The organism is Pseudomonas sp. 10B238, from assembly GCF_000970615.1.
Classification (GTDB): Bacteria; Pseudomonadota; Gammaproteobacteria; order Pseudomonadales; family Pseudomonadaceae; genus Stutzerimonas.
The window spans coordinates 43,808-66,114 of sequence record NZ_KQ033935.1; the positions used below are offsets into that span (position 1 = coordinate 43,808).

21 protein-coding genes are annotated in these 22,307 nt (G+C 59.8%); 13 read left to right on the forward strand and 8 right to left on the reverse strand.

Annotated features, from left to right (window positions below; translation table 11 throughout):
• Nucleotides 1-55 precede the first annotated feature (55 nt).
• The 4 genes from def (at nucleotide 56) to trkA (ending at nucleotide 4,462) form a co-directional block, all read left to right on the forward strand.
• Nucleotides 56-562 carry a peptide deformylase gene (def, locus tag RT21_RS14460; protein WP_046163259.1) on the forward strand — a complete coding sequence of 169 codons (507 nt, stop codon included), beginning with the start codon at nucleotides 56-58 and terminating at the stop codon, nucleotides 560-562.
• Between the two features lie 196 nt (nucleotides 563-758).
• Entirely contained in the window at nucleotides 759-1,688 is a 930-nt protein-coding gene (fmt, locus tag RT21_RS14465) for a methionyl-tRNA formyltransferase (protein WP_046163260.1), read from the forward strand.
• Between the two features lie 5 nt (nucleotides 1,689-1,693).
• Nucleotides 1,694-3,016: a 16S rRNA (cytosine(967)-C(5))-methyltransferase RsmB gene (gene rsmB, locus RT21_RS14470; protein WP_046163394.1), complete on the forward strand. Its 1,323-nt coding sequence runs from the start codon at nucleotides 1,694-1,696 to the stop codon at nucleotides 3,014-3,016.
• Between the two features lie 72 nt (nucleotides 3,017-3,088).
• Entirely contained in the window at nucleotides 3,089-4,462 is a 1,374-nt protein-coding gene (trkA, locus tag RT21_RS14475; RefSeq protein ID WP_045422929.1) for a Trk system potassium transporter TrkA, read from the forward strand.
• A 65-nt stretch (nucleotides 4,463-4,527) separates the two neighbouring features.
• Here the strand turns inward: trkA and RT21_RS14480 are convergent, their stop codons facing one another.
• Both RT21_RS14480 and RT21_RS14485 read right to left on the reverse strand, forming a co-directional pair.
• Nucleotides 4,528-5,181 (reverse strand): 7-cyano-7-deazaguanine/7-aminomethyl-7-deazaguanine transporter, encoded by a 654-nt coding sequence (locus tag RT21_RS14480; RefSeq protein WP_046163261.1) that lies wholly within the window; start codon nucleotides 5,179-5,181, stop codon nucleotides 4,528-4,530.
• 195 nt (nucleotides 5,182-5,376) lie between these two features.
• Nucleotides 5,377-6,786 (reverse strand): MocR-like ectoine utilization transcription factor EhuR, encoded by a 1,410-nt coding sequence (locus RT21_RS14485; RefSeq protein ID WP_046163262.1) that lies wholly within the window; start codon nucleotides 6,784-6,786, stop codon nucleotides 5,377-5,379.
• A gap of 248 nt (nucleotides 6,787-7,034) precedes the next feature.
• On the opposite strand from RT21_RS14485, the gene ehuB reads away from it, so the two are divergent.
• The 5 genes from ehuB to RT21_RS14510 all read left to right on the forward strand — a co-directional run bounded on the left by ehuB (nucleotide 7,035) and on the right by RT21_RS14510 (nucleotide 10,662).
• Entirely contained in the window at nucleotides 7,035-7,889 is an 855-nt protein-coding gene (ehuB, locus tag RT21_RS14490) for an ectoine/hydroxyectoine ABC transporter substrate-binding protein EhuB (protein WP_046163263.1), read from the forward strand.
• A gap of 244 nt (nucleotides 7,890-8,133) precedes the next feature.
• Nucleotides 8,134-8,793, forward strand: a complete 660-nt coding sequence (ehuC, locus tag RT21_RS14495; RefSeq protein ID WP_045422937.1) for an ectoine/hydroxyectoine ABC transporter permease subunit EhuC — start codon at nucleotides 8,134-8,136, stop codon at nucleotides 8,791-8,793.
• Entirely contained in the window at nucleotides 8,790-9,449 is a 660-nt protein-coding gene (gene ehuD / locus RT21_RS14500) for an ectoine/hydroxyectoine ABC transporter permease subunit EhuD (protein WP_046163264.1), read from the forward strand. The genes ehuC and ehuD overlap by 4 nt, the downstream gene beginning before the upstream one ends.
• The gene (gene ehuA, locus RT21_RS14505) at nucleotides 9,446-10,279 is read left to right on the forward strand and encodes an ectoine/hydroxyectoine ABC transporter ATP-binding protein EhuA (protein ID WP_046163265.1); all 834 of its coding nucleotides are present in this window, start codon (nucleotides 9,446-9,448) and stop codon (nucleotides 10,277-10,279) included. The genes ehuD and ehuA overlap by 4 nt, the downstream gene beginning before the upstream one ends.
• Before the next feature lie 65 nt (nucleotides 10,280-10,344).
• A complete protein-coding gene (locus RT21_RS14510; protein ID WP_046163266.1) occupies nucleotides 10,345-10,662 on the forward strand; it encodes a tetratricopeptide repeat protein in 318 nt (105 codons plus the stop codon).
• Nucleotides 10,663-10,695: 33 nt separating this feature from the next.
• Here RT21_RS14510 and RT21_RS14515 read toward each other — a convergent pair whose 3' ends face one another.
• From RT21_RS14515 to RT21_RS14525, 3 genes are all read right to left on the reverse strand, one after another.
• Nucleotides 10,696-10,968: a PilZ domain-containing protein gene (locus tag RT21_RS14515; RefSeq protein ID WP_045422946.1), complete on the reverse strand. Its 273-nt coding sequence runs from the start codon at nucleotides 10,966-10,968 to the stop codon at nucleotides 10,696-10,698.
• A 28-nt stretch (nucleotides 10,969-10,996) separates the two neighbouring features.
• On the reverse strand, nucleotides 10,997-11,884 hold the full coding sequence (locus tag RT21_RS14520) for a lysophospholipid acyltransferase (RefSeq protein WP_046163267.1): 888 nt from the start codon (nucleotides 11,882-11,884) through the stop codon (nucleotides 10,997-10,999).
• Between the two features lie 76 nt (nucleotides 11,885-11,960).
• Nucleotides 11,961-12,527, reverse strand: a complete 567-nt coding sequence (locus RT21_RS14525) for a DNA-3-methyladenine glycosylase I (RefSeq protein WP_045422950.1) — start codon at nucleotides 12,525-12,527, stop codon at nucleotides 11,961-11,963.
• 139 nt (nucleotides 12,528-12,666) lie between these two features.
• Between RT21_RS14525 and glyQ the strand changes: the two genes are divergently transcribed.
• From glyQ to RT21_RS14545, 4 genes are read left to right on the forward strand one after another with little or no spacing between them, the layout of a single operon-like run.
• Nucleotides 12,667-13,614: a glycine--tRNA ligase subunit alpha gene (glyQ, locus tag RT21_RS14530; protein ID WP_045422952.1), complete on the forward strand. Its 948-nt coding sequence runs from the start codon at nucleotides 12,667-12,669 to the stop codon at nucleotides 13,612-13,614.
• On the forward strand, nucleotides 13,611-15,665 hold the full coding sequence (gene glyS, locus RT21_RS14535; protein WP_046163268.1) for a glycine--tRNA ligase subunit beta: 2,055 nt from the start codon (nucleotides 13,611-13,613) through the stop codon (nucleotides 15,663-15,665). Before glyQ ends, glyS begins: the two co-directional genes overlap by 4 nt.
• Before the next feature lie 4 nt (nucleotides 15,666-15,669).
• Nucleotides 15,670-16,212 carry a D-glycero-beta-D-manno-heptose 1,7-bisphosphate 7-phosphatase gene (gene gmhB, locus RT21_RS14540; RefSeq protein ID WP_046163395.1) on the forward strand — a complete coding sequence of 181 codons (543 nt, stop codon included), beginning with the start codon at nucleotides 15,670-15,672 and terminating at the stop codon, nucleotides 16,210-16,212.
• Nucleotides 16,209-16,946: a lysophospholipid acyltransferase family protein gene (locus RT21_RS14545; protein WP_046163269.1), complete on the forward strand. Its 738-nt coding sequence runs from the start codon at nucleotides 16,209-16,211 to the stop codon at nucleotides 16,944-16,946. Before gmhB ends, RT21_RS14545 begins: the two co-directional genes overlap by 4 nt.
• Before the next feature lie 67 nt (nucleotides 16,947-17,013).
• Here RT21_RS14545 and ahpF read toward each other — a convergent pair whose 3' ends face one another.
• From ahpF to recF, 3 genes are all read right to left on the reverse strand, one after another.
• Nucleotides 17,014-18,576, reverse strand: coding sequence for an alkyl hydroperoxide reductase subunit F (gene ahpF, locus RT21_RS14550; protein WP_046163270.1), 1,563 nt, complete (start codon nucleotides 18,574-18,576; stop codon nucleotides 17,014-17,016).
• Nucleotides 18,577-18,774: 198 nt separating this feature from the next.
• Nucleotides 18,775-21,189, reverse strand: coding sequence for a DNA topoisomerase (ATP-hydrolyzing) subunit B (gene gyrB / locus RT21_RS14555; protein ID WP_046163271.1), 2,415 nt, complete (start codon nucleotides 21,187-21,189; stop codon nucleotides 18,775-18,777).
• Nucleotides 21,186-22,298 (reverse strand): DNA replication/repair protein RecF, encoded by a 1,113-nt coding sequence (gene recF, locus RT21_RS14560; RefSeq protein ID WP_046163272.1) that lies wholly within the window; start codon nucleotides 22,296-22,298, stop codon nucleotides 21,186-21,188. The genes gyrB and recF overlap by 4 nt, the downstream gene beginning before the upstream one ends.
• Nucleotides 22,299-22,307: the final 9 nt, after the last annotated feature.

Below are 22,307 nucleotides of genomic sequence, written 5' to 3' on the forward strand. Positions count from 1 at the left end.
TCGGCATCTTAGCAGCGGCTTTTGACTTTATTCCATAAGTGCATCACAAACGCATATGGCAATCCTGAACATCCTAGAATTTCCCGATCCACGCCTGCGCACCATCGCCAAGCCGGTGGACGTGGTCGACGACGGCATTCGTCAGCTCATCGACGACATGTTCGAGACCATGTACGACGCACCGGGCATCGGCCTGGCCGCCACGCAGGTCAACGTGCACAAGCGGATCGTGGTGATGGACCTGTCCGAAGACAAGACCGAGCCACGGGTCTTCATCAATCCCGAGTTTGAGTTCCTCACCGACGAGATGGAGCAGTACCAGGAAGGATGCCTGTCGGTCCCCGGCTTCTACGAAAACGTAGATCGGCCACAGAAGGTGAAGATCAAGGCGCTGGACCGCGACGGTCAGCCCTATGAGTTGACTGCCGAAGGTCTGCTCGCGGTCTGCATCCAGCACGAATGCGATCACCTCAACGGCAAGCTGTTCGTCGATTATCTTTCCAACCTCAAGCGCGACCGGATCAAGAAGAAGCTGGAAAAGCTTCACCGTCAGCAGGCTTGATCTCCCACCCCAAAGGCTTGCAGCGCAGGCTGCTTGAAAACGTAGCGAGCGAAGGTCAGGCAAGGCAAAAACAGGCGAAAAAGCGCAGTTTACGAGTTGTAAATGAGCATTTTGAGGCTGTTTTTAACGCAGCATGACCGAGCGCAGTAGTTTTCATGCAGCCTGCAGCAAGCCTTTTTCATTGAAGAGTCCTTCTATGCGCATCGTTTTCGCCGGCACGCCGGAATTCGCCGCTCAGCATCTACAAGCCCTGCTCGACGCCAAGCGTCAGGTCGTGGCGGTGTATACGCAGCCGGATCGCCCGGCAGGTCGTGGTCAGAAACTGATGCCCAGCCCCGTAAAGCAGTTGGCGCTGCAGCATGAAATTCCGGTGTATCAGCCCCAGACCCTGCGCGACCCGGCTGCCCAGGCAGAGCTGGATGGTTTGCAGGCGGACCTGATGGTCGTGGTCGCCTATGGCTTGATTCTGCCGCAGGCCGTGCTGGACATGCCGCGCCTGGGCTGTATCAACAGCCATGCCTCGTTGTTGCCACGTTGGCGTGGCGCAGCGCCGATTCAGCGCGCCATTGAAGCAGGCGATACCGAATCAGGTGTCACCGTCATGCAAATGGAAGCAGGGCTGGATACCGGGCCGATGCTGCTCAAGGTCAGCACGCCGATTACCCGTGAGGATACGGGCGGCACCCTGCATGATCGCCTCGCCGAACTCGGCTCGCGCGCCGTGATCGAGGCGGCAGCGGCGCTGGAAGCCGGCACACTGAAAGGCGAAGTCCAGGACGACAGCCTGGCTACCTATGCGCACAAACTGAACAAGGACGAAGCTCGCCTCGACTGGCAGCGCCCCGCAGTTGAGCTTGAACGCCTGGTGCGGGCGTTCAATCCCTGGCCGATTTGCCACAGCAGCCTCGACGGCGCGCCGGTGAAAATTCACGCGGCGCAACTAACCACAGGTCAGGGCGCGCCGGGCCAGATCATCGAAGCAAGCAAGGACGGCCTGGAGGTTGCCTGTGGCGAGGGTTCGCTGACGCTCACTCGTCTGCAACTCCCTGGCGGCAAGGCACTGGCCGTCAGCGACCTGTTCAATAGCCGCCGCGAACAGTTTGCCGTCGGCAAGGCGTTCGAATAATGTCGATGAATCCGCGTCTCGCCGCAGCACGCGCGCTAGCGGTCGTGCTGTCCGGCAAGGCCTCGCTGAACAGCAGCCTGCCGGATGTATTGGGTAAGGTCGACGCGCGTGACCGCGGCCTGACCCAGGAACTGGCATTTGGCACCGCCCGCTGGCAGCCGCGCCTGTCAGGCCTCGCTGACCGCTTGTTGCAGAAACCGTTCAAGGCAGCGGACCGCGATGTCGAAGCCTTGCTGCTAGTCGGCCTGTACCAGCTGTTCTACACCCGGATTCCGCCACATGCCGCCATTGGCGAAACCGTTGGTTGCGCAGAGAAGCTGAAGAAGCCCTGGGCGAAAGGCTTGCTCAACGCGGTGCTGCGCAATGCCCAGCGTGACGGCGAAGCGCTGTTCGCCGAGCTCGAACGCGATCCGGTGATTCGCTTCGCCCACCCGCGCTGGCTGCAGAAATCGCTCAAGGCGCATTGGCCTGAGCACTGGGAAGCAATCTGCACGGCGAACAACCTGCATCCCCCGATGATGCTGCGGGTCAACCATCGCCAGGTCGAGCGCGACACCTATCTCGCGGAACTGCAGGAAGCCGGCATCGAGGCCTTTCCCTGCAGCCACAGCAGAGACGGCATCCGACTCACCGCGGCCTGCGACGTCACTCAGCTGCCAGGCTTTGCCGAAGGCCGCATCAGCGTGCAGGACGAAGCGGCGCAGCTGGCCGCCGGCCTGCTCGATCTGGCCCCCGGTCAACGCGTGTTGGATGCCTGCTGCGCCCCGGGCGGCAAGACCTGCCACATCCTCGAACACGAGCCTGCCTTGGCTGAAGTCATCGCCCTGGACCTTGAGCCGAAACGATTGCAGCGTGTGCAGGAAAACTTCAACCGCTTGCAGCTCGACGCCAAACTGGTGGCTGCCGATGCCCGCGCCACCGAGGTCTGGTGGGACGGCCAACTGTTCCAGCGGATCCTGCTCGACGCGCCGTGTTCGGCCACCGGTGTGATCCGTCGCCATCCGGACATCAAGCTGGCGCGCCAGGCCGATGACATCGCGCCGCTGGCCACGCTGCAGGGCGAGATGCTCGACGCGCTGTGGCCAACCCTGGCAGTGGGCGGGGTGCTGCTGTACGCCACCTGTTCGGTGCTGCCAACCGAAAACCGCGAGGTGATCGAAGCCTTCCTGGCGCGCACGACCGGCGCCCGTGAATTGGACCTGCCCAAGGGTTTCGGCGTCGAACAGACGCATGGACGTCAGCTGTTGCCTCAGGACAATGGCCACGACGGCTTCTACTACGCCAAATTGATAAAAGTCGCGGCCCAACCCAATGGCCGACAATCCTAAGGTGGGCCAGACGCCAATGTCTCGGCCACCCCATGCTGTGGCGGTTACAAGCCGCCTTTCAGGAGCGATCGCGTGAAGATCATTATTCTCGGCGCAGGGCAGGTGGGCGGTACGCTTGCCGAAAATCTCGCCAGCGAAGCCAACGACATCACCGTGGTCGACACCGACGCTGATCGCCTGCGTGATCTCGGCGATCGGCTGGACATCCGCACCGTGGTAGGCCGCGGTTCATTCCCGACGGTGTTACGCCAGGCGGGTGCGGACGACGCCGACATGCTGGTCGCCGTAACCAACAGCGACGAAACCAACATGGTCGCCTGCCAGGTCGCCTATACGCTGTTCCACACACCGACCAAGATCGCCCGCGTGCGGGAATCGGTGTATCTCACCCGCTCCGGCCTGTTCAGTAACGAGGCGATTCCGGTCGACGTGCTGATCAGCCCCGAACAGGTGGTGACCAACTACATCAAGCGTCTGATCGAGCACCCTGGCTCGCTGCAGGTGATCGACTTCGCGGGTGGCAAGGCACAGCTGGTCGCGGTGCGGGCCTACTACGGTGGACCGCTGGTGGGGCAGGAGCTGCGCCAGATCCGCAAACACATGCCCAACGTCGACACGCGTGTGGCCGCGATCTTCCGTCGCAACCAGGCGATCCTGCCGCAAGGCGATACGGTCATCGAAGCTGATGACGAGGTGTTCTTCATCGCGGCGCGCGGCCACATCCGCGCGGTGATGAGCGAGATGCGCCGCCTGGACGACAACTACAAACGCATCGTCATCGCTGGCGGCGGCCACATTGGGGAGCGCCTAGCCGAGGCCATCGAAAGCCGCTATCAAGTCAAGATCATCGAAATGAACCCGGCGCGCTGCCGCTACCTCTCCGACACGCTGGACAGCACCATCATCCTGCAAGGCAGCGCTTCCGATCGCGACCTGCTGGTGGAGGAGAACATCAACGATGCCGACGTCTTCCTGGCCCTGACTAACGACGATGAAGCGAACATCATGTCGTCGCTGCTGGCCAAGCGTCTCGGCGCGCGTAAGGTGATGTGCATCATCAACAACCCGGCCTACGTCGATCTGGTCCAGGGCGGCGAGATCGATATCGCCATCAGCCCGCAGCTGGCCACCATCGGCACCTTGCTGACCCACGTGCGCCGCGGCGATATCGTCAGCGCACACTCTTTGCGCCGCGGTGCTGCCGAGGCGATCGAGGTGATCGCCCACGGTGACTCTCGTTCCAGCAAGGTGGTTGGCCGGGCTATCGGCAAGATCGCATTGCCGCCCGGCACCACCATCGGCGCCGTGATCCGTGACGAAGAGGTGCTGATCGCCCATGACAATACGGTCATCGAATCAGGCGATCACGTGATCCTGTTTCTTGTCGACAAGAAGCATATCCGCGACGTGGAGCGGCTGTTCCAGGCGGGGCTTACCTTCTTCTGACGACCCGTTTCTGATGAGCGGCTCGCTCGGCCTGTGCTCACAGGCCGAGCGGTGGCAGGTCACCCTTATGCCGTCACAGTCCGCTGACCGGGCAGCAGACGCACGATCGCGTTCAGCAGCATGCCGTAGAGCGGAACGAACAACGCCAGGCTGATGATCAGCTTGATGACGTAATCGACGCTGGCAATCTCCACCCAGTTCGCCGCCATGAACGGGTCGTCGCTGTGCCAGAAGGCAATGGAGAAGAACAGAAAGGTGTCCAGCAGGTTGCCGAAGATGGTCGAAGCGCTCGGCGCGATCCACCACTGGCGCAAGCGGCGCAGCCGGTCGAATACCTGGATGTCGAGGATCTGGCCGAACGCATAGGCGAGGAAGCTGGCCACCGCAATGCGGAACACGAACAGATTGAACTCGCCCAGGGCCGAGAACCCAGCGAACGCACCCTGGTGAAACAGCACCGAGACCACGTAGGAAGCGACCAGCGCCGGAACCATCACCTGCGCGATGACCCGGCGCGCCGGGCCTTTGCCGAGTAGACGCACGGTCAGGTCAGTGGCGAGAAAGATGAACGGAAAACTGAACGCGCCCCAGGTGGTGTGCCAGCCGAACAAAGTGATCGGCAACTGCACCAGATAGTTGCTGGCGATGATGATGAGGATGTGAAACGCGATCAGACCGGCCAAAGTGGCGCGGCGAACCGATGAAGGGAGCTGCAACATGGCATTTCCTTTTTGAAGTGATGGGGTTAGGGAACCCATTGCCGTGCCGACATGGCCCGAGCGGCGCGCATTCTAGTGTCATTTCAGGCTGGAGGGTAGCGCGCCGGTCGGAACGCCGGACGCGTGCATCACATGGGAACCCGTGTAGCCGAAGAATTCGATGCTTTTCAATTCGCTGCGATCTAACCCGACGGGCTAGCGAGCACCGCGAAACTCGTGGATTTCCGGGTACTGCTCGAACACGTCTCGTATGCTTGCCAGCCCCGTGCGCAAGCGCTGGTCACTGCATTCAGCGCCGATACACAAGCGCATTGCCCTGGGCCGCGAGCTGCCAGGGGGAAGAAAGGGATCAGGCAGCGTCAGCGCGATCCCACGCGCTCGCAACTCATGCTGCAGGGCGTCGAGATCCCAGTGTTCGGGCACATCTAGCCAGGCACTGAGCGAGGCAGGATGGCTGCCGCGCAGATAATCACCCAGCTCGGCGGTCACCGCAGCCTGTCGGGCAGCGATCAGCTCGCGCTGCAAGCTCACCAGCTCCCTGGCACGGCCGCGCTCGATCCAGCGCGTCGCGATCTCACCCAGCAACGGGGCTGCCATCCAGCTGTTGACCCTGAAGATGCTCTCGGTACGCAACGCCAACCGCCGAGGCATCGCCAGGTAGCCGAGGCGCAAGCCGGTCAGCACCGACTTGGTCAGGCTGGTGCAATAAAACGACAACTCCGGCAGGTAGTGACTGAGCGGTGGGGCCGCTCGGTCATCGCCGAGCAAAGGGCCGTATACGTCGTCCTCGATCACGTAAACACCATAACGGCGCGCGATGTCGGCAATCTCGCGACGACGTGAGTAGGGCATCAAACTGCTGGTGGGGTTATTCAGGTTCGGCGTGCAGACCAGCGCGGTGACCCGCTCGTTGGCGCAGATATCCTCGAAATGCTCCGGATCGAGACCGTCGCAATCCGCCTCGATACCCTGGAGTTTGAAGCCGAGCACCTGAGCGGTACCAATCACACCGTGATCCGTACAGCTTTCACAGAGCACCAGATCGTCAGGTCCCGCCAGCGAGGCAAGGGCGAGGAAGATCGCCTGAGAAGCGCCATTGGTCAGGAGCAGGTCCTGCGGTTCAACGCCCAGCCCCAACCCGGCAAGCCACTGCACGCCGGCCTCGCGGTGATGTTCGAATCCGGCGATTGGCCGGCAGGCATGGATCCACGGCTGCTCGTGCTCGGCGGCCAGTTCTGCGCAGGTCTGCCGCCAGTAGCGGTCATGACGTTCGCTGCGAACGATGCGTGCCGTGGAAAAGTCGAGCAGCGATTGTTCGCCGCGGTCGAGCATGGAGGTGGCGACCCGCTCGCTGATGCGCCGGCTAACGAAGCTGCCGCGTCCGACCTCGCAGCGCACCCAGCCCTGGCGCTCCAGTTCCTTGTAGGCGTTAGTCACCGTTTGCACGCTGATGCCCAGCTGCTCGGCCAGCAAGCGTTGGGTTGGCAGCCGCTGACCGTCGATGAGATCGCCCTGTTCAATGTCGGTTGCGATGGCCGTGACCAGCAGCTTGTATTTCGATCCGCCGCCATGGGCAGCCAGCAAGGCCTGTTTCCAGTTGTGCATGACGTTCCACCTCTGTCGAGCCGACAGGATCAGCTGAAGCGCAATGTCATGCAATTGTCCTAGTGCAATCCTTTGGGGAAAACCGCTTTTGCTATGCTCGGACAGCGAAACGCGGCGCACCCCATATAGAAAAAGAAGTCCAACGTCGCGTCGAGGCAGGGAATGCCCTGTCCTGATGCTCTTGAAGCTGCCCTCCAAACTGCTGGTTCTGTTGCCGGCGAACGATAAAAAGCACAGGAGAATTCACGATGAATCGCGCACGTCCTTTCCATTTCGGCAAGCTTTTGCTGGCCACAGCCGTACTGACCGGCTTTTCCCTCGGCGGCCTGGCCCAGGCCGATACCCTCGACGACATCAAGGCAAAGAGCAGCGTCCGGATCGGCTATGCCAACGAAACCCCGTTCGCCTACACCGCCACTGATGGCAGCGTGACCGGCGAATCCCCGGAAATCGTCGAGAAGATTTTTCAGAAGATGGGTATCGAAACCATCAAACCAGTGCTGACCGAATGGGGCTCGCTGATCCCGGGTCTTCGTGCCAGCCGGTTCGACCTGATCGCCGCTGGCATGTACATCACCCCAGAGCGCTGCAAGCAGGTACTGTTTACCGATCCGCACTATCAGCTGCAGGACACCCTGCTGGTCAAGGCCGGCAACCCCAAGCAACTGCAGAGCTACGAAGATATCGCCAAGGATGAGTCGATCAAGCTGGCCATCATGTCCGGCACGGTCAACCTCAACTACGCGCGCAAGGCCGGTATCAAGGATTCGCAGATCGTTCAGGTCCCAGACACCACCTCGCAACTGCAGGCTGTGCGCACCGGTCGCGCCGACGCAGCAGTGGGCACGCAGCTGACCATGAGAGGCCTGGCCGAGAAAGCCGGGGATCAGGTCGAGGCCACGGATGACTTCAAGGACGATCCGGCCAACACCGGTTACGGCGCGCTGGCGTTCCGTCCAGAAGACAAGGCGCTGCGTGACGCCGTCAACGCGGAGCTGAAGAAATGGCTTGGCAGCGATGATCATCTGAAAACCGTCGAACCCTTTGGCTTTGACCGCTCGAACGTCACCAAAAAAACCGCTGAGGAACTCTGCAGCGCCTGATCCAATGGCGCATGAACAAGGAACCGGCGCGGGCTTTTTGAGCCCTGCCGGGCTCCCACGTGAATAGCCTTCCGATAGCTCTACCCCTTCTCTCCGGCTCCGTCGCAGCACTGCGATGCGACCGCTTTCGACTGGCCTGTTGCCCGTCGCGTAACGCTACCCGGTGCCACGATCGGTCCTCCCACGCAGCCAAGCCTGACGGGCGACCTGCTCCTATCGCCGCGCCGCTAACCGGATATCCACGATGAACGAACTACTCCCCCTCATGCTGCAAGGGGCCTGGGTGACCGTGCAAATCACCTTTTTTGGCTCCCTGCTGGCCATAGTCGCCGCGCTGATCGGCGCGCTGGGCCGACTGTCGCCGATCAAGCCGTTGCGCTGGCTGGCCATCGTCTACATCGAAGTGTTCCGCGGCAGTTCGCTGCTGGTGCAGCTGTTCTGGCTCTACTTCGTCCTGCCGATGCCACCTTTTAATGTTTCCATGAGCGCTTTCAATGTTGCGGTCATCGGCCTGGGCCTGAACATCGGCTCCTACGGGGCAGAAGTGCTGCGCGGTGCTATACGGTCGGTGCACGAAGGGCAGTACGAGGCCTGCCAGGCACTGAACATGACCGCTGGGCAGCGTCTGCGCCGGGTCATCCTGCCGCAAGCGCTGTTGGCGGCGATCCCGCCAGGCACCAACCTGCTGATCGAGTTGCTGAAAAACACCTCGCTGGTGTCGCTGATCACGCTGTCCGATCTGGCGTTCCGTGCGCGTCAGCTGGACCAGGCAACCTTGATGACCCTTGAAATTTTCGGCCTGGCGCTGGTGATGTACTTCGTTCTCGCTCAAATCATCAACTTCTCCATGCGCACCCTTGAGCGGCGCCTGGCGCGCGGCCGTATGCGGGGAGGCATGTCATGAATTTCTTCGATTGGGAGTTCGCCTGGGAAATCCTGCCCAGATTGCTCGACGCCTCACTGAAAACCATCGGCATTACCATCGCCGGGTTTTCCATCGCCATCGTGCTGGGCCTGTTCCTCGCGGTGGGACGCCGCAGCCGGCATCGCTGGCTGTCCTGGCCGATGACTGGCTTGATCGAGTTCATCCGCAGCACACCGCTGTTGATTCAGGTGTACTTCCTGTTTTTCGTCCTGCCAAATTATGGTTTCAATCTGAGCGCTTTGCAGGCGGGCATCATCGGCATCGCGCTGCATTACGCCTGCTACACGGCGGAGGTCTACCGCGCGGGGCTCGATGCCGTACCTCGCGCTCAGTGGGAAGCGGTGACGGCGCTGAACATGAAGCCGCTCAATGCCTATCGCAAGGTGATCCTGCCACAGGCGCTGCGACCGATTCTGCCAGCACTGGGCAATTACATGATCTCGATGCTCAAGGACACGCCCGTGCTCTCGGCCATCACCGTGGTGGAAATCATGCAGCGGGCCAAGAACATCGGCTCGGAGCACTTTCGTTATCTGGAACCGATCACCATGGTCGGCCTGTTCTTTCTTATTCTCAGCCTCGGCCTCGCCTGGTTCGTACGCCGACTGGAAAACCGTATGGAGCTAGCCCGATGAACGCATCGACGCCTGCCGGCGAAACCCAGAACTCAACCAGCCCTGCCAACGAGCCGGAACTGATGGTGCAGTTTCGCGACGTGAGCAAACACTTCGGAGACCTGACCGTGCTCAACCATCTCGACCTGAATGTCCGAACGGGTGAGAAGGTCGCCATCATCGGCCCCAGCGGCTCCGGAAAATCCACGCTGCTACGTGCATTGATGACTCTGGAGGACATCGACGAAGGCGTAATCATGGTCGATGACGAACCCTTGACTCACATGCCGAATGCCAGTGGCAATCTGGTCCGCGCCAACGCGCGGCATCTGCGTCGGGTCCGCGGCAAGGTGGGCATGGTATTCCAGAGCTTCAACCTGTTTCCGCACATGAGTACCCGGCAGAACGTGATGGAAGCACCGGTGCAGGTGCTCGGTCTGTCGAAGAAGGAAGCTCGCGAGCGCGCCGAGGAATTGCTGGCGATGGTGGGGCTGGAAGGCAAACTTGAGCACTATCCCTCGCAACTGTCAGGTGGTCAGCAACAGCGGGTAGCCATTGCCCGAGCGTTGGCGATGCGGCCCAAGGTGATGCTGTTCGACGAGGTGACCTCTGCGCTGGATCCGGAGCTCTGCGGCGAAGTGCTCAATGTCATCCGCAGACTGGGCGATGCGCACAGTCTGACCATGCTGATGGTGACCCATCAGATGGGCTTCGCTCGGGAATTCGCTGACCGGGTATGCTTTTTCAATGAAGGCAGGATCCACGAACAGGGCACGCCGGACGAGCTGTTCGGCAACCCTCAGGAGACCCGCACTCAGGAGTTTCTCAGTGCGGTAACCCAGGCGAGCTAAGCTAGTGGTCAGAGTACGTCACTGCTTCACCGGCTGTTTTAGGAAAGATTTCCCAGGGGAACGCAATGATCGAATCGCTGCAAAAGATGCTTGCCAAGGGCATGGACAATCCGATGTTGCGCTTCGGGCTTGGCAAGGGCTACCTGGATCTTGGGGACGCAGCTGAAGCGGCGGTTCATTTACAACGCTGCGTCGAACAGGATCCGAAATACTCTGCCGCTTGGAAGCTGCTCGGCAAGGCATTAAAGGCTAGTGGGGATCTCGACGGCGCGAGGCGCGCCTGGGAACAAGGCCTGCTCGCGGCGCAAGCACACGGTGACAAGCAGGCCGAGAAGGAAATGGATGTGTTTCTACGCAAGCTGAACAAACAGGCCGGCAGCTAGCGCCAGCCGGTCGCACACCCCGCCGAGCTTCTATTAATCGGGCTGGACGAAGCGCAAGCCAACACCCTCAGCATCGACACGCATCACTTCCATCTGCAGCACAGGGGCGGGAATGGGGAGATCCTGCACCTGCCCACTGACCGTCATGCCCGGCTGCAACTCGATCAGTTGCGGATGTTTGACGTAGACGCCGCCATCCGAGAGATCGCGGGTGTGCGCGAACACCTCGCCAAATGACTCGTGGGTAATGCGGATACGGCACTTCATGGGTGCGCGTGGATGCTGCCGCTGATTCGGGTTTCCCATGGAAGTCCCTTTACTGGGTGAGCTGTCGTTAGTACCAGCGTTTTTCGCCGGCTGGCCGCTTTTTGAAGCGTTTCATCGTCCACATGTACTGGCTTGGCCAGGTCCGCACGTATCGCTCGATGACGCCGCTCATGGCTGCCACCGCGACCTCGACCTCCTCGTCGTACATGGCTGGAGGTGCTGCCTCGAGAATGACCTTGTAGCCCGAACCATCATCCAAGCGCAACGCGTGAAGGAACACGCCTACCGCTTTGCCGCCCGTCAGCATGCCAGGCACGAACTTGCTCGTCAGTGCTTGTGTGCCAAGGAACGGCACGAAAACGCCGGCGCCCTCGCTGGGTTCCGGATCCGCGGGTATGCCCACGGCGCCGCCCTTTCGGACTTCCTTGATGACGCTGATGATGCCCTCTCGGGTCGAGGGCGCGACCTTGTTGCCCAGCTGGACACGCTGGCGCTGCAGGAGATCATCGACCGCCTTGAGCTTCGGCGGGCGATAGAAAATGATCGGTTTGCATTGGGCGCAATAAAAGTGATTGAGGACTTCCCAGTTGCCCAGGTGGCTGGTGATACCTACGACTCCCTTGCCTGAAGCCAACGCTTGCTCCAGCACTTCCAGCCCCTCGACTTCCTTGACCAGCCGCAGCGTCTTGTCTGCTGGCCAGATCCAGGCGCAGGCACTCTCAGTGAACGCCATGCCGATCTGCTGCAGGCTCTGTCCGAGCAAGCGCTCGCGCTCGACAGCATCGAGTTCTGGAAAACATTTGGAAAGATTGATCCGGGCGACTTCGCGAGACCGATTGGGCAGCTTCCACATCAGCCAGCCAATGAAGCGACCCGACCCCTGAACTGCGCGCCAGGGGAGTAGGGCGAACAGGCGCAGAAAGCCAACCACCAGCGCACCTTTGAGCTTGTCCAAGGATCTCTCCCGAAAAATCAAAGACGCTAGTGTAACTGCTTAGCGCGATTGGCTACCCCTAAGGCGTCACAGCCGTTTAGGCGCTGGCCGGTACACGCGCCAGAGCGGGATAACGATCACAGTCAGTGGTGTGGTCCATGACCATGCCGCACGCCTGCATATAGGCGTAACAGATGGTCGGGCCGACAAAGCCGAACCCGGCCTTCTTCAACGCACGGCTCATGGCCTCGGCTTCGGCGGTCACCGCAGGCACCTGGTTGATCGACTCGAAATGGTTGATCTTCGGCTCGCCCCCAACGAAGGACCATAACCAACCCGCCGGGTCTTCCAACTCGAGCCAGAGCTGGGCATTGCGCCGTGCGGCTTCGAGTTTTCGACGGTTGCGGATGATGCCGGCGTCGAGCATGCGTTCGTCGATCTCGGCATCGGTCATCTGTGCCAGACGCTTCGGATCGAAGCCGAACAACACCTGGCGATAACGCTCTCGCTTGCGCAATACCGTGATCCAGGACAGTCCCGCCTGTGCGCCTTCAAGAATGAGAAATTCGAAGAGGACTTGAGGATCACGGGTGGGAACACCCCACTCGCTATCGTGGTAGTCGATGTATAACGGGTCGTCACTGCACCAGGCGCAACGCGGCATGTTTTCAGATCCTTGAACGCGGCGAAAAGCAGATCGGAAGTTCGACTGGCGCTACGCCGTAGAGCACGTGTCTCCACGGGTTCGAGCCGTTATCGGGTATACTCCGAGGCTTTCTGTCGAAGCCAGCACAGGTGAAATTTTGACCCAGCCTACGCCTGCCGTGCGCACCTTCCAAGACCTGATCCTCGCCCTGCAAAGCTATTGGGCAGAGCAGGGTTGCGTTGTTCTGCAACCCTACGATATGGAAATGGGCGCCGGCACCTTCCACACCGCCACATTCTTGCGCGCTGTCGGTCCTGAAACCTGGAACGCAGCCTATGTCCAGCCTTCGCGTCGCCCTGCCGATGGTCGTTATGGCGAGAACCCCAACCGTCTGCAGCACTACTACCAGTTTCAGGTCGTGCTCAAGCCCAACCCGGACAACATCCAGGACCTGTATCTGGAGTCGCTGCGTCGCATTGGCGTCGACACCTCAGTACACGATGTGCGCTTCGTCGAAGACAACTGGGAATCGCCTACGCTGGGCGCCTGGGGGCTCGGCTGGGAGGTCTGGCTCAATGGTATGGAAGTCACCCAGTTCACCTACTTCCAGCAGGTCGGCGGCATCGAGTGCTATCCCGTTACCGGCGAAATCACCTACGGTCTCGAGCGACTCGCGATGTATCTGCAGGGCGTCGACTCAGTCTACGACCTGATCTGGACGGACGGCCCGTTCGGCACCGTCACCTATGGCGATGTGTTCCATCAGAACGAGGTGGAGCAGTCCACCTATAACTTCGAACACGCCAACGTCGACAAGCTGTTCGAACTCTTCGACTTCTATGAATCGGAAGCTAACCGGTTGATCGAACTGGAGCTGCCGTTACCCACCTATGAAATGGTGCTGAAGGCCTCGCATACCTTCAACCTGCTGGATGCTCGCCGGGCCATCTCGGTGACTGCGCGGCAGCAGTACATCCTGCGCGTGCGGGCACTGGCTCGCTCGGTGGCGCAGAGCTATTTGCAGGCACGCGCCAAACTCGGCTTCCCCATGGCCACCCCGGACCTGCGTGACGAAGTACTGGCCAAGCTGGAGGCTGCAGAATGAGTGCACTGGATTTCCTGGTCGAGCTCGGCACCGAAGAGCTGCCGCCCAAGGCCTTGGGCAAGTTGTCCGACGCGTTTCGCACGGGCATCGAGAAAGGCTTGAAGGACGCTGGTCTCAAGCATGGCCGGGTACAGGCGTTTGCCGCACCCCGACGTCTCGCAGTACTGATCGAGCAGCTCGACACCGAGCAGCCTGATCGCAGCATCAACCTCGACGGGCCGCCGCTGCAGGCGGCGTTCGACGCCGAAGGCGAACCGACTCAGGCCGCCCTGGGCTTTGCGCGCAAGTGCGGCGTGGACCTCGCCGAAGTCGACCGCAGCGGCCCCAAACTCCGATACAGCCGCTCGATACCTGGCCAGGCGACTGCTGAGCTGCTGCCCGCTATCGTCGAGACATCGCTTAACGAGCTGCCAATTCCGAAGCGCATGCGCTGGGCCGCTCGCAAGGAAGAATTCGTCCGGCCAACCCAGTGGCTGGTCATGCTATTCGGTGATCAGGTCGTTGACTGCACCATCCTGACTCAACGCGCCGGTCGCGAATCGCGTGGCCACCGGTTCCATAGCCCGAGCCCAGTTCGCATTTCCAAGCCGACAAGCTATCTGGAAGATTTGCGCGGCGCTCATGTCATTGCCGATTTTGCCGAACGCCGCGAGCTGATCGCCAAGCGTGTCGAGCAGCTCGCCAGCGAGCAGAACGGCAGTGCTATCGTGCCGCCAGCGCTGTTGGACGAAGTGACCGCGCTGGTCGAATGGCCTGTACCGCTGGTGTGTTCGTTCGAAGAACGCTTCCTTGAAGTACCACAGGAAGCGTTGATCACGACCATGCAGGACAACCAGAAGTACTTCTGCCTGCTGGACGCCAACGGCAAGCTGCTTCCGCGCTTCATCACAGTTGCCAACATTGAATCCAAGGATCCGGCTCAGATCGTTGCGGGTAACGAGAAAGTGGTGCGTCCTCGCCTCACCGACGCCGAGTTTTTCTTCAAGCAGGACAAGAAACAGAAGCTCGACAGCTTCAATGAGCGCTTGAAGAACGTAGTCTTCCAGGCTCAGCTTGGGACTGTGTACGACAAGGCGGTGCGCGTCTCCAGGCTGGCCGCATTCATTGCCGAACGCACCGAAGGCAATGCCCAGTGGGCGGCGCGCGCGGGCCTGCTGAGCAAATGCGACCTGGCCACCGAGATGGTCAGCGAATTCCCGGAAATGCAGGGAATTGCGGGTTATTACTACGCCGTCAACGATGGTGAACCCACTGACGTCGCGCTGGCATTGAATGAGCAGTACATGCCCCGCGGTGCGGGTGCAGAGCTGCCGGTGACCCACACAGGTGCCATCCTGGCGGTGGCGGACAAGCTGGATACGCTGGTGGGCATCTTCGGCATTGGCATGCTTCCCACCGGTAGCAAGGATCCCTACGCGCTTCGCCGCGCGGCCTTGGGCATTCTGCGCATCCTGATCGAAAAGCGTCTGGATCTAGATCTGGTTGCTGCCGTGCGCTTCTCCATTAACCAGTTCGGAGGTCAGGTCAAGACTGAAGGCTTGGCCGATCAGATCCTCGATTTCATTTTTGATCGCCTGCGTGCGCGGTACGAAGACGAGGGCGTCGAGGTGGCGTCCTATCTATCGGTTCGTGCCGTACAGCCGGGTTCAGCTTTGGACTTCGATCAGCGCGTGCAAGCCGTACAGGCGTTCCGCAATCTGCCGGAAGCCGAAGCCTTGGCGGCTGCGAACAAGCGCGTCTCGAATCTGCTGAGCAAGTTCGAAGCAAAGCTACCGGAAACCGTCGAGCCTCGTTACTTCGACAATGCCACCGAGTTCTCTTTGTATTCTGCGCTGCAGCAGGCCGAACAAGCCGTGCAGCCCCTGGCTGCGGATCGTCAGTATCGCGAGGCGCTCGAGCGTCTGGCGCACCTGCGCGGTCCGGTGGATGCCTTTTTCGAGGCGGTATTGGTCAACGCCGAAGACGCTTCGGTTCGCGCCAACCGCTATGCCTTGCTTGCCCGGTTGAGAGGATTGTTCCTTGGCGTTGCCGATATTTCCGCACTTGGCTAAGCCGGTGAAGCTGATCGTGCTGGATCGCGACGGCGTGATCAACGAGGATTCCGACGCCTACGTGAAGAGCCTGGAAGAATGGATTCCGATCCCGGGCTCGATCAAGGCGATCGCACGGCTATGCAACGCTGGCTGGACGGTGGCAGTTGCCACCAACCAATCCGGCCTTGCCCGCGGCCTGTTCGACGCCACCACACTCGGCGACATGCATTTCAAAATGCAGCAACTGGTGATGGAAGAGGGCGGTCGCGTCGATCTGATCGTGCATTGCCCGCATGGCCCCGACGAAGGCTGTGATTGCCGCAAGCCACTGCCCGGGTTGTTCGAGCAGATCGCCGAGCACTTTCATCTTGAAAGCCTCACAGGTGTCCCTGTGGTGGGCGACAGCCAGCGCGATCTGCATGCAGGGATGCGCCTCGGCGGCATTCCTTACCTGGTTCGCACCGGAAAGGGCTCGAAGACTGCAAAAGGTCCGCTACCAACCGGCACTCAGGTTTTCGATGACTTGGCAGCTGTGGTCGATCATCTGTTGGGAGCCAAACGATGAACGTTTTGCTGCCGATACGCATCCTGTTGTTCTACTTGCTGCTGTCGTTCACGGCCTTCGCCTGGTGTTTGGTCAGTCTGGTTTTCGCACCCTTCATGTCGTTCCGCACGCGCTACCGGTTCGTGGTCCAGACCTGGTGTCGCAGCGCCGTATGGTTAGCCCAAACCATCATCGGGTTGCGCTATGAGGTGAGGGGTGCGGAGAACATTCCGGAAAAGCCCTGCGTGATTCTTTCCAAACACCAGAGCACCTGGGAAACGTTTTTTCTTTCGGCCTACTTCGAGCCGTTGAGCCAGGTGCTCAAACGTGAATTGCTCAACGTCCCGTTTTTTGGATGGGCGATTCGGTTGCTCAAGCCGATTGCGATTGACCGTGAGAACCCCAAAGAGGCATTGCGCCAAGTTGCTAAACAGGGACTGGAGCGTCTAGAGCAAGGCGCCTGGGTGCTGATATTTCCAGAGGGGACGCGCGTTCCTGTCGGGCAGGTTGGCAAGTTCTCGCGCAGCGGTGCTGCCTTGGCAGTCAACGCCAAACTCCCGATCTTACCGGTAGCGCACAATGCCGGTACGTTCTGGCCGAAGTCGGGATGGGGTAAACGGCCGGGGACCATCCAGGTTGTCATCGGCCCAGCGATGCACGCTGAGAGCGAAGGTCCTCGTGCAGCAGCTGAGCTCAATCAGCGCGCCGAAGACTGGATCAATGCGACCGTGGCAGAGCTCGAGCGCAACGTCTGATTCACACACGTGCAAATAAAAAGGGGAGCAGACCTTGGTCTGCTCCCCTTTCTTTTTACCTCGACGCTCAGTCTTCGACAGAGCTGCGGATCAGGTGATCGAAGGCACTCAGCGAGGCCTTGGCGCCCTCGCCAACAGCAATGACGATCTGCTTGTACGGCACGGTTGTAACGTCACCAGCGGCGAAGATACCCGGCAGCGATGTCTCGCCACGCGCATCGACGATGATCTCGCCGCGCGACGTCAGCTCTACCGTACCCTTCAGCCAGTCGGAGTTCGGCAGCAGACCGATCTGTACGAAGATGCCATCAAGCTCCAGCTCATGGAATTCGCTGGAGTTGCGGTCCTTGTAGGTCAGCCCGGTGACCTTCTTGCCATCGCCAGTGACTTCGCTGGTCAGTGCGCTGGTGATCACGGTGACGTTGGGCAGGCTGTGCAGCTTCTTCTGCAACACAGCATCGGCACGCAGCTGGCTGTCGAATTCGATCAAGGTGACCTGAGCCACGATACCGGCCAGGTCGATGGCCGCTTCCACGCCGGAGTTGCCACCACCAATGACCGCCACGCGTTTGCCCTTGAACAACGGGCCATCGCAGTGCGGGCAATAGGCGACGCCACGGCCGCGGTATTCCTGCTCGCCCGGCACGTTCATTTCGCGCCAGCGCGCACCGGTGGCGAGGATCAGCGTCTTGGCCTTCAGCGAGCCACCATTCTCCAGCTTGATCTCGTGCAGGCCTCCATCGGAGCCAGGGATGAGCTGGGCGGCGCGCTGCAGGTTCATGATATCGACGTCGTATTCGCGCACATGGTTTTCCAGTGCTCGGGCCAGCTTCGGGCCTTCGGTCTCGTTGACCGAAATGAAGTTCTCGATGGCCATGGTGTCGAGCACCTGACCACCGAAACGCTCGGCTGCGACACCGGTACGGATGCCCTTGCGCGCCGCATAGATGGCCGCTGCAGCGCCGGCTGGGCCACCACCGACGACGAGCACGTCGAAGGCGTCCTTGGCGCTGAGCTTCTCGGCATCGCGCGCCGAGGCGCCGGTATCGAGCTTGGCGAGGATTTCTTCTTCGCCCATGCGGCCCTGACCGAACAATTCACCGTTGAGGTAGATGCTAGGCACGGACATGACCTGGCGAATGGTGACTTCTTCCTGAAACAGGGCACCGTCGATGGCCACGTGGCGGATGTTCGGGTTGAGCACAGCCATGAGGTTAAGCGCCTGGACCACGTCCGGGCAGTTCTGGCAGGACAGCGAGAAATAGGTTTCGAAGTTGTATTCGCCGTCGAGGTTCTTGATCTGCTCGATGACTTCAGGTGCGGTCTTGGACGGATGACCACCGACCTGCAGCAGGGCCAGCACCAGCGAGGTGAACTCGTGGCCCAGCGGGATGCCGGCGAAACGCAGGCTGATGTTGCCACCGATACGGTTGAGCGCAAATGAAGGTTTGCGGACGTCGTTGCCGTCGGTGCGCAGGGTGATCTTGTCGCTCAGGCTGGTAATGTCTTCCAGCATGGCGAGCGTTTCCTGGGATTTGGCGCCATCATCGAGGGATGCAACGATCTCGAACGGCTGGGTGACCTTTTCCAGATAGGTTTTCAGTTGCGCTTTCAAATTGCTGTCGAGCATTAGAGACCCCGTAATAATCTGGTCCCTCCATAGGGACGGGAAGCTGAACTCTTGATGGTGTTGAGCTTACGGGGAGGAGGGGGATTGTGAAAATTGAATAAACATTGCACTGCCATGTAGCCAGGCTATCAAGGAGCAATGTTTCACGTGGAACAAAAAACCCGGCTTGCGCCGGGTTTGATAACCACGAATCGGATTTTAGAAATCCAAATTGGAAACAGCCAACGCGTTGGATTCGATGAAGTCGCGGCGAGGCTCGACCGCATCCCCCATCAACGTGTTGAATATCTGATCGGCTCCAATCGCATCCTCAATCGTTACCTTAAGCATGCGTCGAACAGCCGGGTCCATTGTGGTCTCCCAGAGCTGGTCAGGGTTCATCTCACCGAGACCTTTGTATCGCTGAACGCTATGACGACGGGTTCCCTCAGTCATCAGCCAGTCCAACGCCTGCTTGAAGGTCGTCACCGGCTTCTTGCGCTCGCCGCGCTGAACGTAGGCTCCTTCCTCGAGCAAGCTGTTCAGCTTGTCCCCGAGCACCGTTACGGTCTTGTAGTCATTACTACCGAAGAAATCGCGGTTGAATGTGATGTAACTGGCCAGGCCGTGTGAAACGATCTCGACTTCAGGGAGCCACACGTTGCGTTCCTTGTCCTCGCGCAAGCTTACCTTGTACGCAAGCCCAGAGCGTTCGACGCCTTTGAGCAACGCCGCATAGGGCTCCAACCACGCCTGCATTGCCGCATGATCACCTAGCTGTTCAACCGACACGCGTGGCAGGTAGATGAAGTGCTCGGTCAGCTCCTGTGGATAGAGTCGCGACAGGCGCTGCAGCGTCTTCATCACAGTGCGGTAATCGTTAACCAGGCGTTCCAACGCTTCACCTGACAGACCAGGCGCATGCTCATTGGCGTGCAGACTTGCGTCCTCGAGAGCTGACTGAGTCAAATACTCGTCCATTGCCTCGTCGTCTTTGATGTATTGCTCCTGCTTGCCCCGCTTAACTTTGTACAAAGGCGGCTGAGCGATGTAGATATAGCCGCGCTCGATCAGCTCCGGCAGCTGGCGGAAGAAGAATGTCAGCAACAGCGTCCGAATATGAGAGCCGTCGACGTCCGCATCGGTCATGATGATTATGTTGTGATAGCGCAACTTATCGATGTTGTACTCGTCACGACCGATGCCACAACCAAGCGCGGTGATCAGCGTGCCAACCTCCTGCGAGGAGATCATCTTGTCGAAACGAGCCTTCTCGACGTTGAGGATCTTGCCCTTGAGCGGCAGGATAGCCTGGGTCCTGCGGTTGCGGCCCTGCTTGGCAGAACCGCCCGCGGAATCACCCTCCACTATGTAGAGTTCGGAGAGGGCGGGGTCCTTCTCCTGGCAGTCGGCCAGCTTGCCGGGAAGGCCGGCAATATCCAGAGCACCCTTGCGTCGGGTCATCTCGCGCGCCTTGCGTGCGGCTTCACGAGCTCGCGCGGCATCGATCATCTTGCCGACTACCGCCTTCGCCTCGTTGGGGTGCTCGAGCAGGAAATCCGCGAAATGCTTGCCCATCTCCTGCTCGACGGCGGTCTTCACTTCAGACGAGACGAGCTTGTCCTTAGTCTGCGAACTGAACTTCGGGTCAGGGACCTTGACCGAGATGATCGCCGTGAGACCTTCACGCGCATCATCGCCAGTCGTAGCGACCTTATGCTTCTTGGCCAGCCCCTCCTGCTCAATGTAGTTATTCAGGTTCCGGGTTAGCGCCGAACGAAAGCCCGCCAAATGGGTACCGCCGTCGCGCTGAGGGATGTTATTGGTGAAGCAGAGTAGATTTTCGTTGAAACTATCGTTCCACTGAAGCGCCACTTCGACACCAACGCCATCATCACGCTGGATATTGAAGTGGAACACCTCATTGACTGGCGTCTTGTTGGTGTTGAGATAAGCCACGAAGGCGCTGAGCCCGCCTTCGTATTTGAACAGTTCTTCCTTGGCGTTGCGCTCATCGCGCAGCACAATGCCGACACCCGAGTTCAGAAATGACAGCTCACGCAGCCGCTTAGCCAGGATATCCCAGCTGAAGTGGATATTCGCAAAGGTCTCGGCTGAGGGCTTGAAATGGATTTCGGTGCCCGAATCCTCGGTTTCACCAACTGCAGCGAGCGGCGCTTGCGGTACACCGTGACGATAGATCTGTTCCCATACCTTTCCTTCGCGGCGAATGGTCAGGATCAGTTCCTCAGACAAGGCGTTCACCACCGAAACACCCACGCCATGCAGACCGCCGGAAACCTTATAGGAATTGTCGTCGAACTTACCGCCAGCATGCAGGACGGTCATGATGACCTCTGCTGCAGATACACCTTCTTCGTGGATATCTACTGGAATGCCACGGCCGTTGTCACGAACGCTGATGGATTCATCAACATGTATGGTGATTGATATATCGTTGCAATGACCTGCCAGCGCTTCGTCGATCGAGTTATCCACGACTTCGAAGACCATATGGTGCAGACCAGTGCCGTCGTCCGTATCGCCGATATACATACCGGGGCGCTTACGTACTGCATCAAGGCCCTTGAGGACCTTGATACTGGACGAATCGTACGTGTGGTTTTCGCTCATGCCTTCACTCCCGAGGGGCCGTGGTCCTGGGCTATCGCACCATGTTCCACGTGAAACATTGAGACTGGCGTGTCTTGGCGCCAACCTTCTCGCAATACGTTCGAATCAACGCAGGTGATAAAAACCTGGCAATTCAGTTGTTCCAGCAACCGGCACAATGCCAGCCGGTGCTGATCGTCCAACTCGGACGGTAGGTCATCAACCAGATAAATACACTGGCCTCGTTTGGCTTCACTGACCAAATGGCCCTGCGCAATACGTAACGCGCACACAACCAGTTTCTGCTGGCCACGAGATAAGGTTTCCGCAGCGTTATGGTTGGCTACCCGCAATCGGAGGTCAGCCCGCTGAGGACCCGCCTGGGTATGCCCCATGAGCCTGTCGCGTTCGATGGACAACGACAACACCTCAGCCAGGGAACGCCCTTTGTCCCAGCCACGGTAATAACTCAACTGGAAACCGTGAAGATCCAAAAGCGCGGCCAAGGTGACCTCGAATATTGGTTTCAGCGCTTGAATGTAGGCCCGCCTGTACCCGTCTATTTCCTCACTCGCAGCGCTAAGCTCGCGGCTCCAAGCCGCCTGAGACGCGGAGTCAAGTGTACCATGACGCAGCCACGAGTTCCGTTGCCTCAAGGCCTGCTGCAAGCGCTGCCAAGCATGGAGGAATAGGGGTTCCACGTGGAACACCCCCCAATCCAGAAACTGCCGGCGAAGCTTGGGTGCACCTTCGAGCAAGCGAAAACTGTCCGGATTGATCAGCTGCAACGGTAACGTGTCAGCGAGTTCCGCTGCGCTTCGAACGCTCTGGCCATTGATTCTGATGCGTACGTCGCCGCTGCGATCTCGAGAGATGCCGAGGGCGGCTGACTGCTCATCAGCCAATTCGACCTGACCAAAGACCGTGCAACTGGAATGCTCGTGGCTTATGACCGGCGTCAGACGCGTGCTGCGGAACGAGCGCGCCATTCCGAGGAGATGGATCGCCTCGAGAAAACTGGTTTTTCCGCTACCGTTATCACCGTAGAGGATGTTGATCCGGGGGGAGGGGTTTAACGTCACCGGCTGGAGGTTACGTATGCCGGTGACGGAGATGCGGCTAAGGGACATTCAATGTGG

Bases quoted from the DNA above. Each gene is read 5' to 3' on its own strand.
- def (WP_046163259.1), top strand. From the start codon at position 56: ATGGCAATCCTGAACATCCTAGAATTTCCCGATCCACGCCTGCGCACC.
- fmt (WP_046163260.1), top strand. From the start codon at position 759: ATGCGCATCGTTTTCGCCGGCACGCCGGAATTCGCCGCTCAGCATCTA.
- rsmB (WP_046163394.1), top strand. From the start codon at position 1,694: ATGAATCCGCGTCTCGCCGCAGCACGCGCGCTAGCGGTCGTGCTGTCC.
- RT21_RS14480 (WP_046163261.1), bottom strand. From the start codon at position 5,181: ATGTTGCAGCTCCCTTCATCGGTTCGCCGCGCCACTTTGGCCGGTCTG.
- RT21_RS14485 (WP_046163262.1), bottom strand. From the start codon at position 6,786: ATGCACAACTGGAAACAGGCCTTGCTGGCTGCCCATGGCGGCGGATCG.
- ehuB (WP_046163263.1), top strand. From the start codon at position 7,035: ATGAATCGCGCACGTCCTTTCCATTTCGGCAAGCTTTTGCTGGCCACA.
- ehuC (WP_045422937.1), top strand. From the start codon at position 8,134: ATGAACGAACTACTCCCCCTCATGCTGCAAGGGGCCTGGGTGACCGTG.
- ehuD (WP_046163264.1), top strand. From the start codon at position 8,790: ATGAATTTCTTCGATTGGGAGTTCGCCTGGGAAATCCTGCCCAGATTG.
- ehuA (WP_046163265.1), top strand. From the start codon at position 9,446: ATGAACGCATCGACGCCTGCCGGCGAAACCCAGAACTCAACCAGCCCT.
- RT21_RS14510 (WP_046163266.1), top strand. From the start codon at position 10,345: ATGATCGAATCGCTGCAAAAGATGCTTGCCAAGGGCATGGACAATCCG.
- RT21_RS14515 (WP_045422946.1), bottom strand. From the start codon at position 10,968: ATGGGAAACCCGAATCAGCGGCAGCATCCACGCGCACCCATGAAGTGC.
- RT21_RS14525 (WP_045422950.1), bottom strand. From the start codon at position 12,527: ATGCCGCGTTGCGCCTGGTGCAGTGACGACCCGTTATACATCGACTAC.
- glyS (WP_046163268.1), top strand. From the start codon at position 13,611: ATGAGTGCACTGGATTTCCTGGTCGAGCTCGGCACCGAAGAGCTGCCG.
- RT21_RS14545 (WP_046163269.1), top strand. From the start codon at position 16,209: ATGAACGTTTTGCTGCCGATACGCATCCTGTTGTTCTACTTGCTGCTG.
- ahpF (WP_046163270.1), bottom strand. From the start codon at position 18,576: ATGCTCGACAGCAATTTGAAAGCGCAACTGAAAACCTATCTGGAAAAG.
- gyrB (WP_046163271.1), bottom strand. From the start codon at position 21,189: ATGAGCGAAAACCACACGTACGATTCGTCCAGTATCAAGGTCCTCAAG.
- recF (WP_046163272.1), bottom strand. From the start codon at position 22,298: ATGTCCCTTAGCCGCATCTCCGTCACCGGCATACGTAACCTCCAGCCG.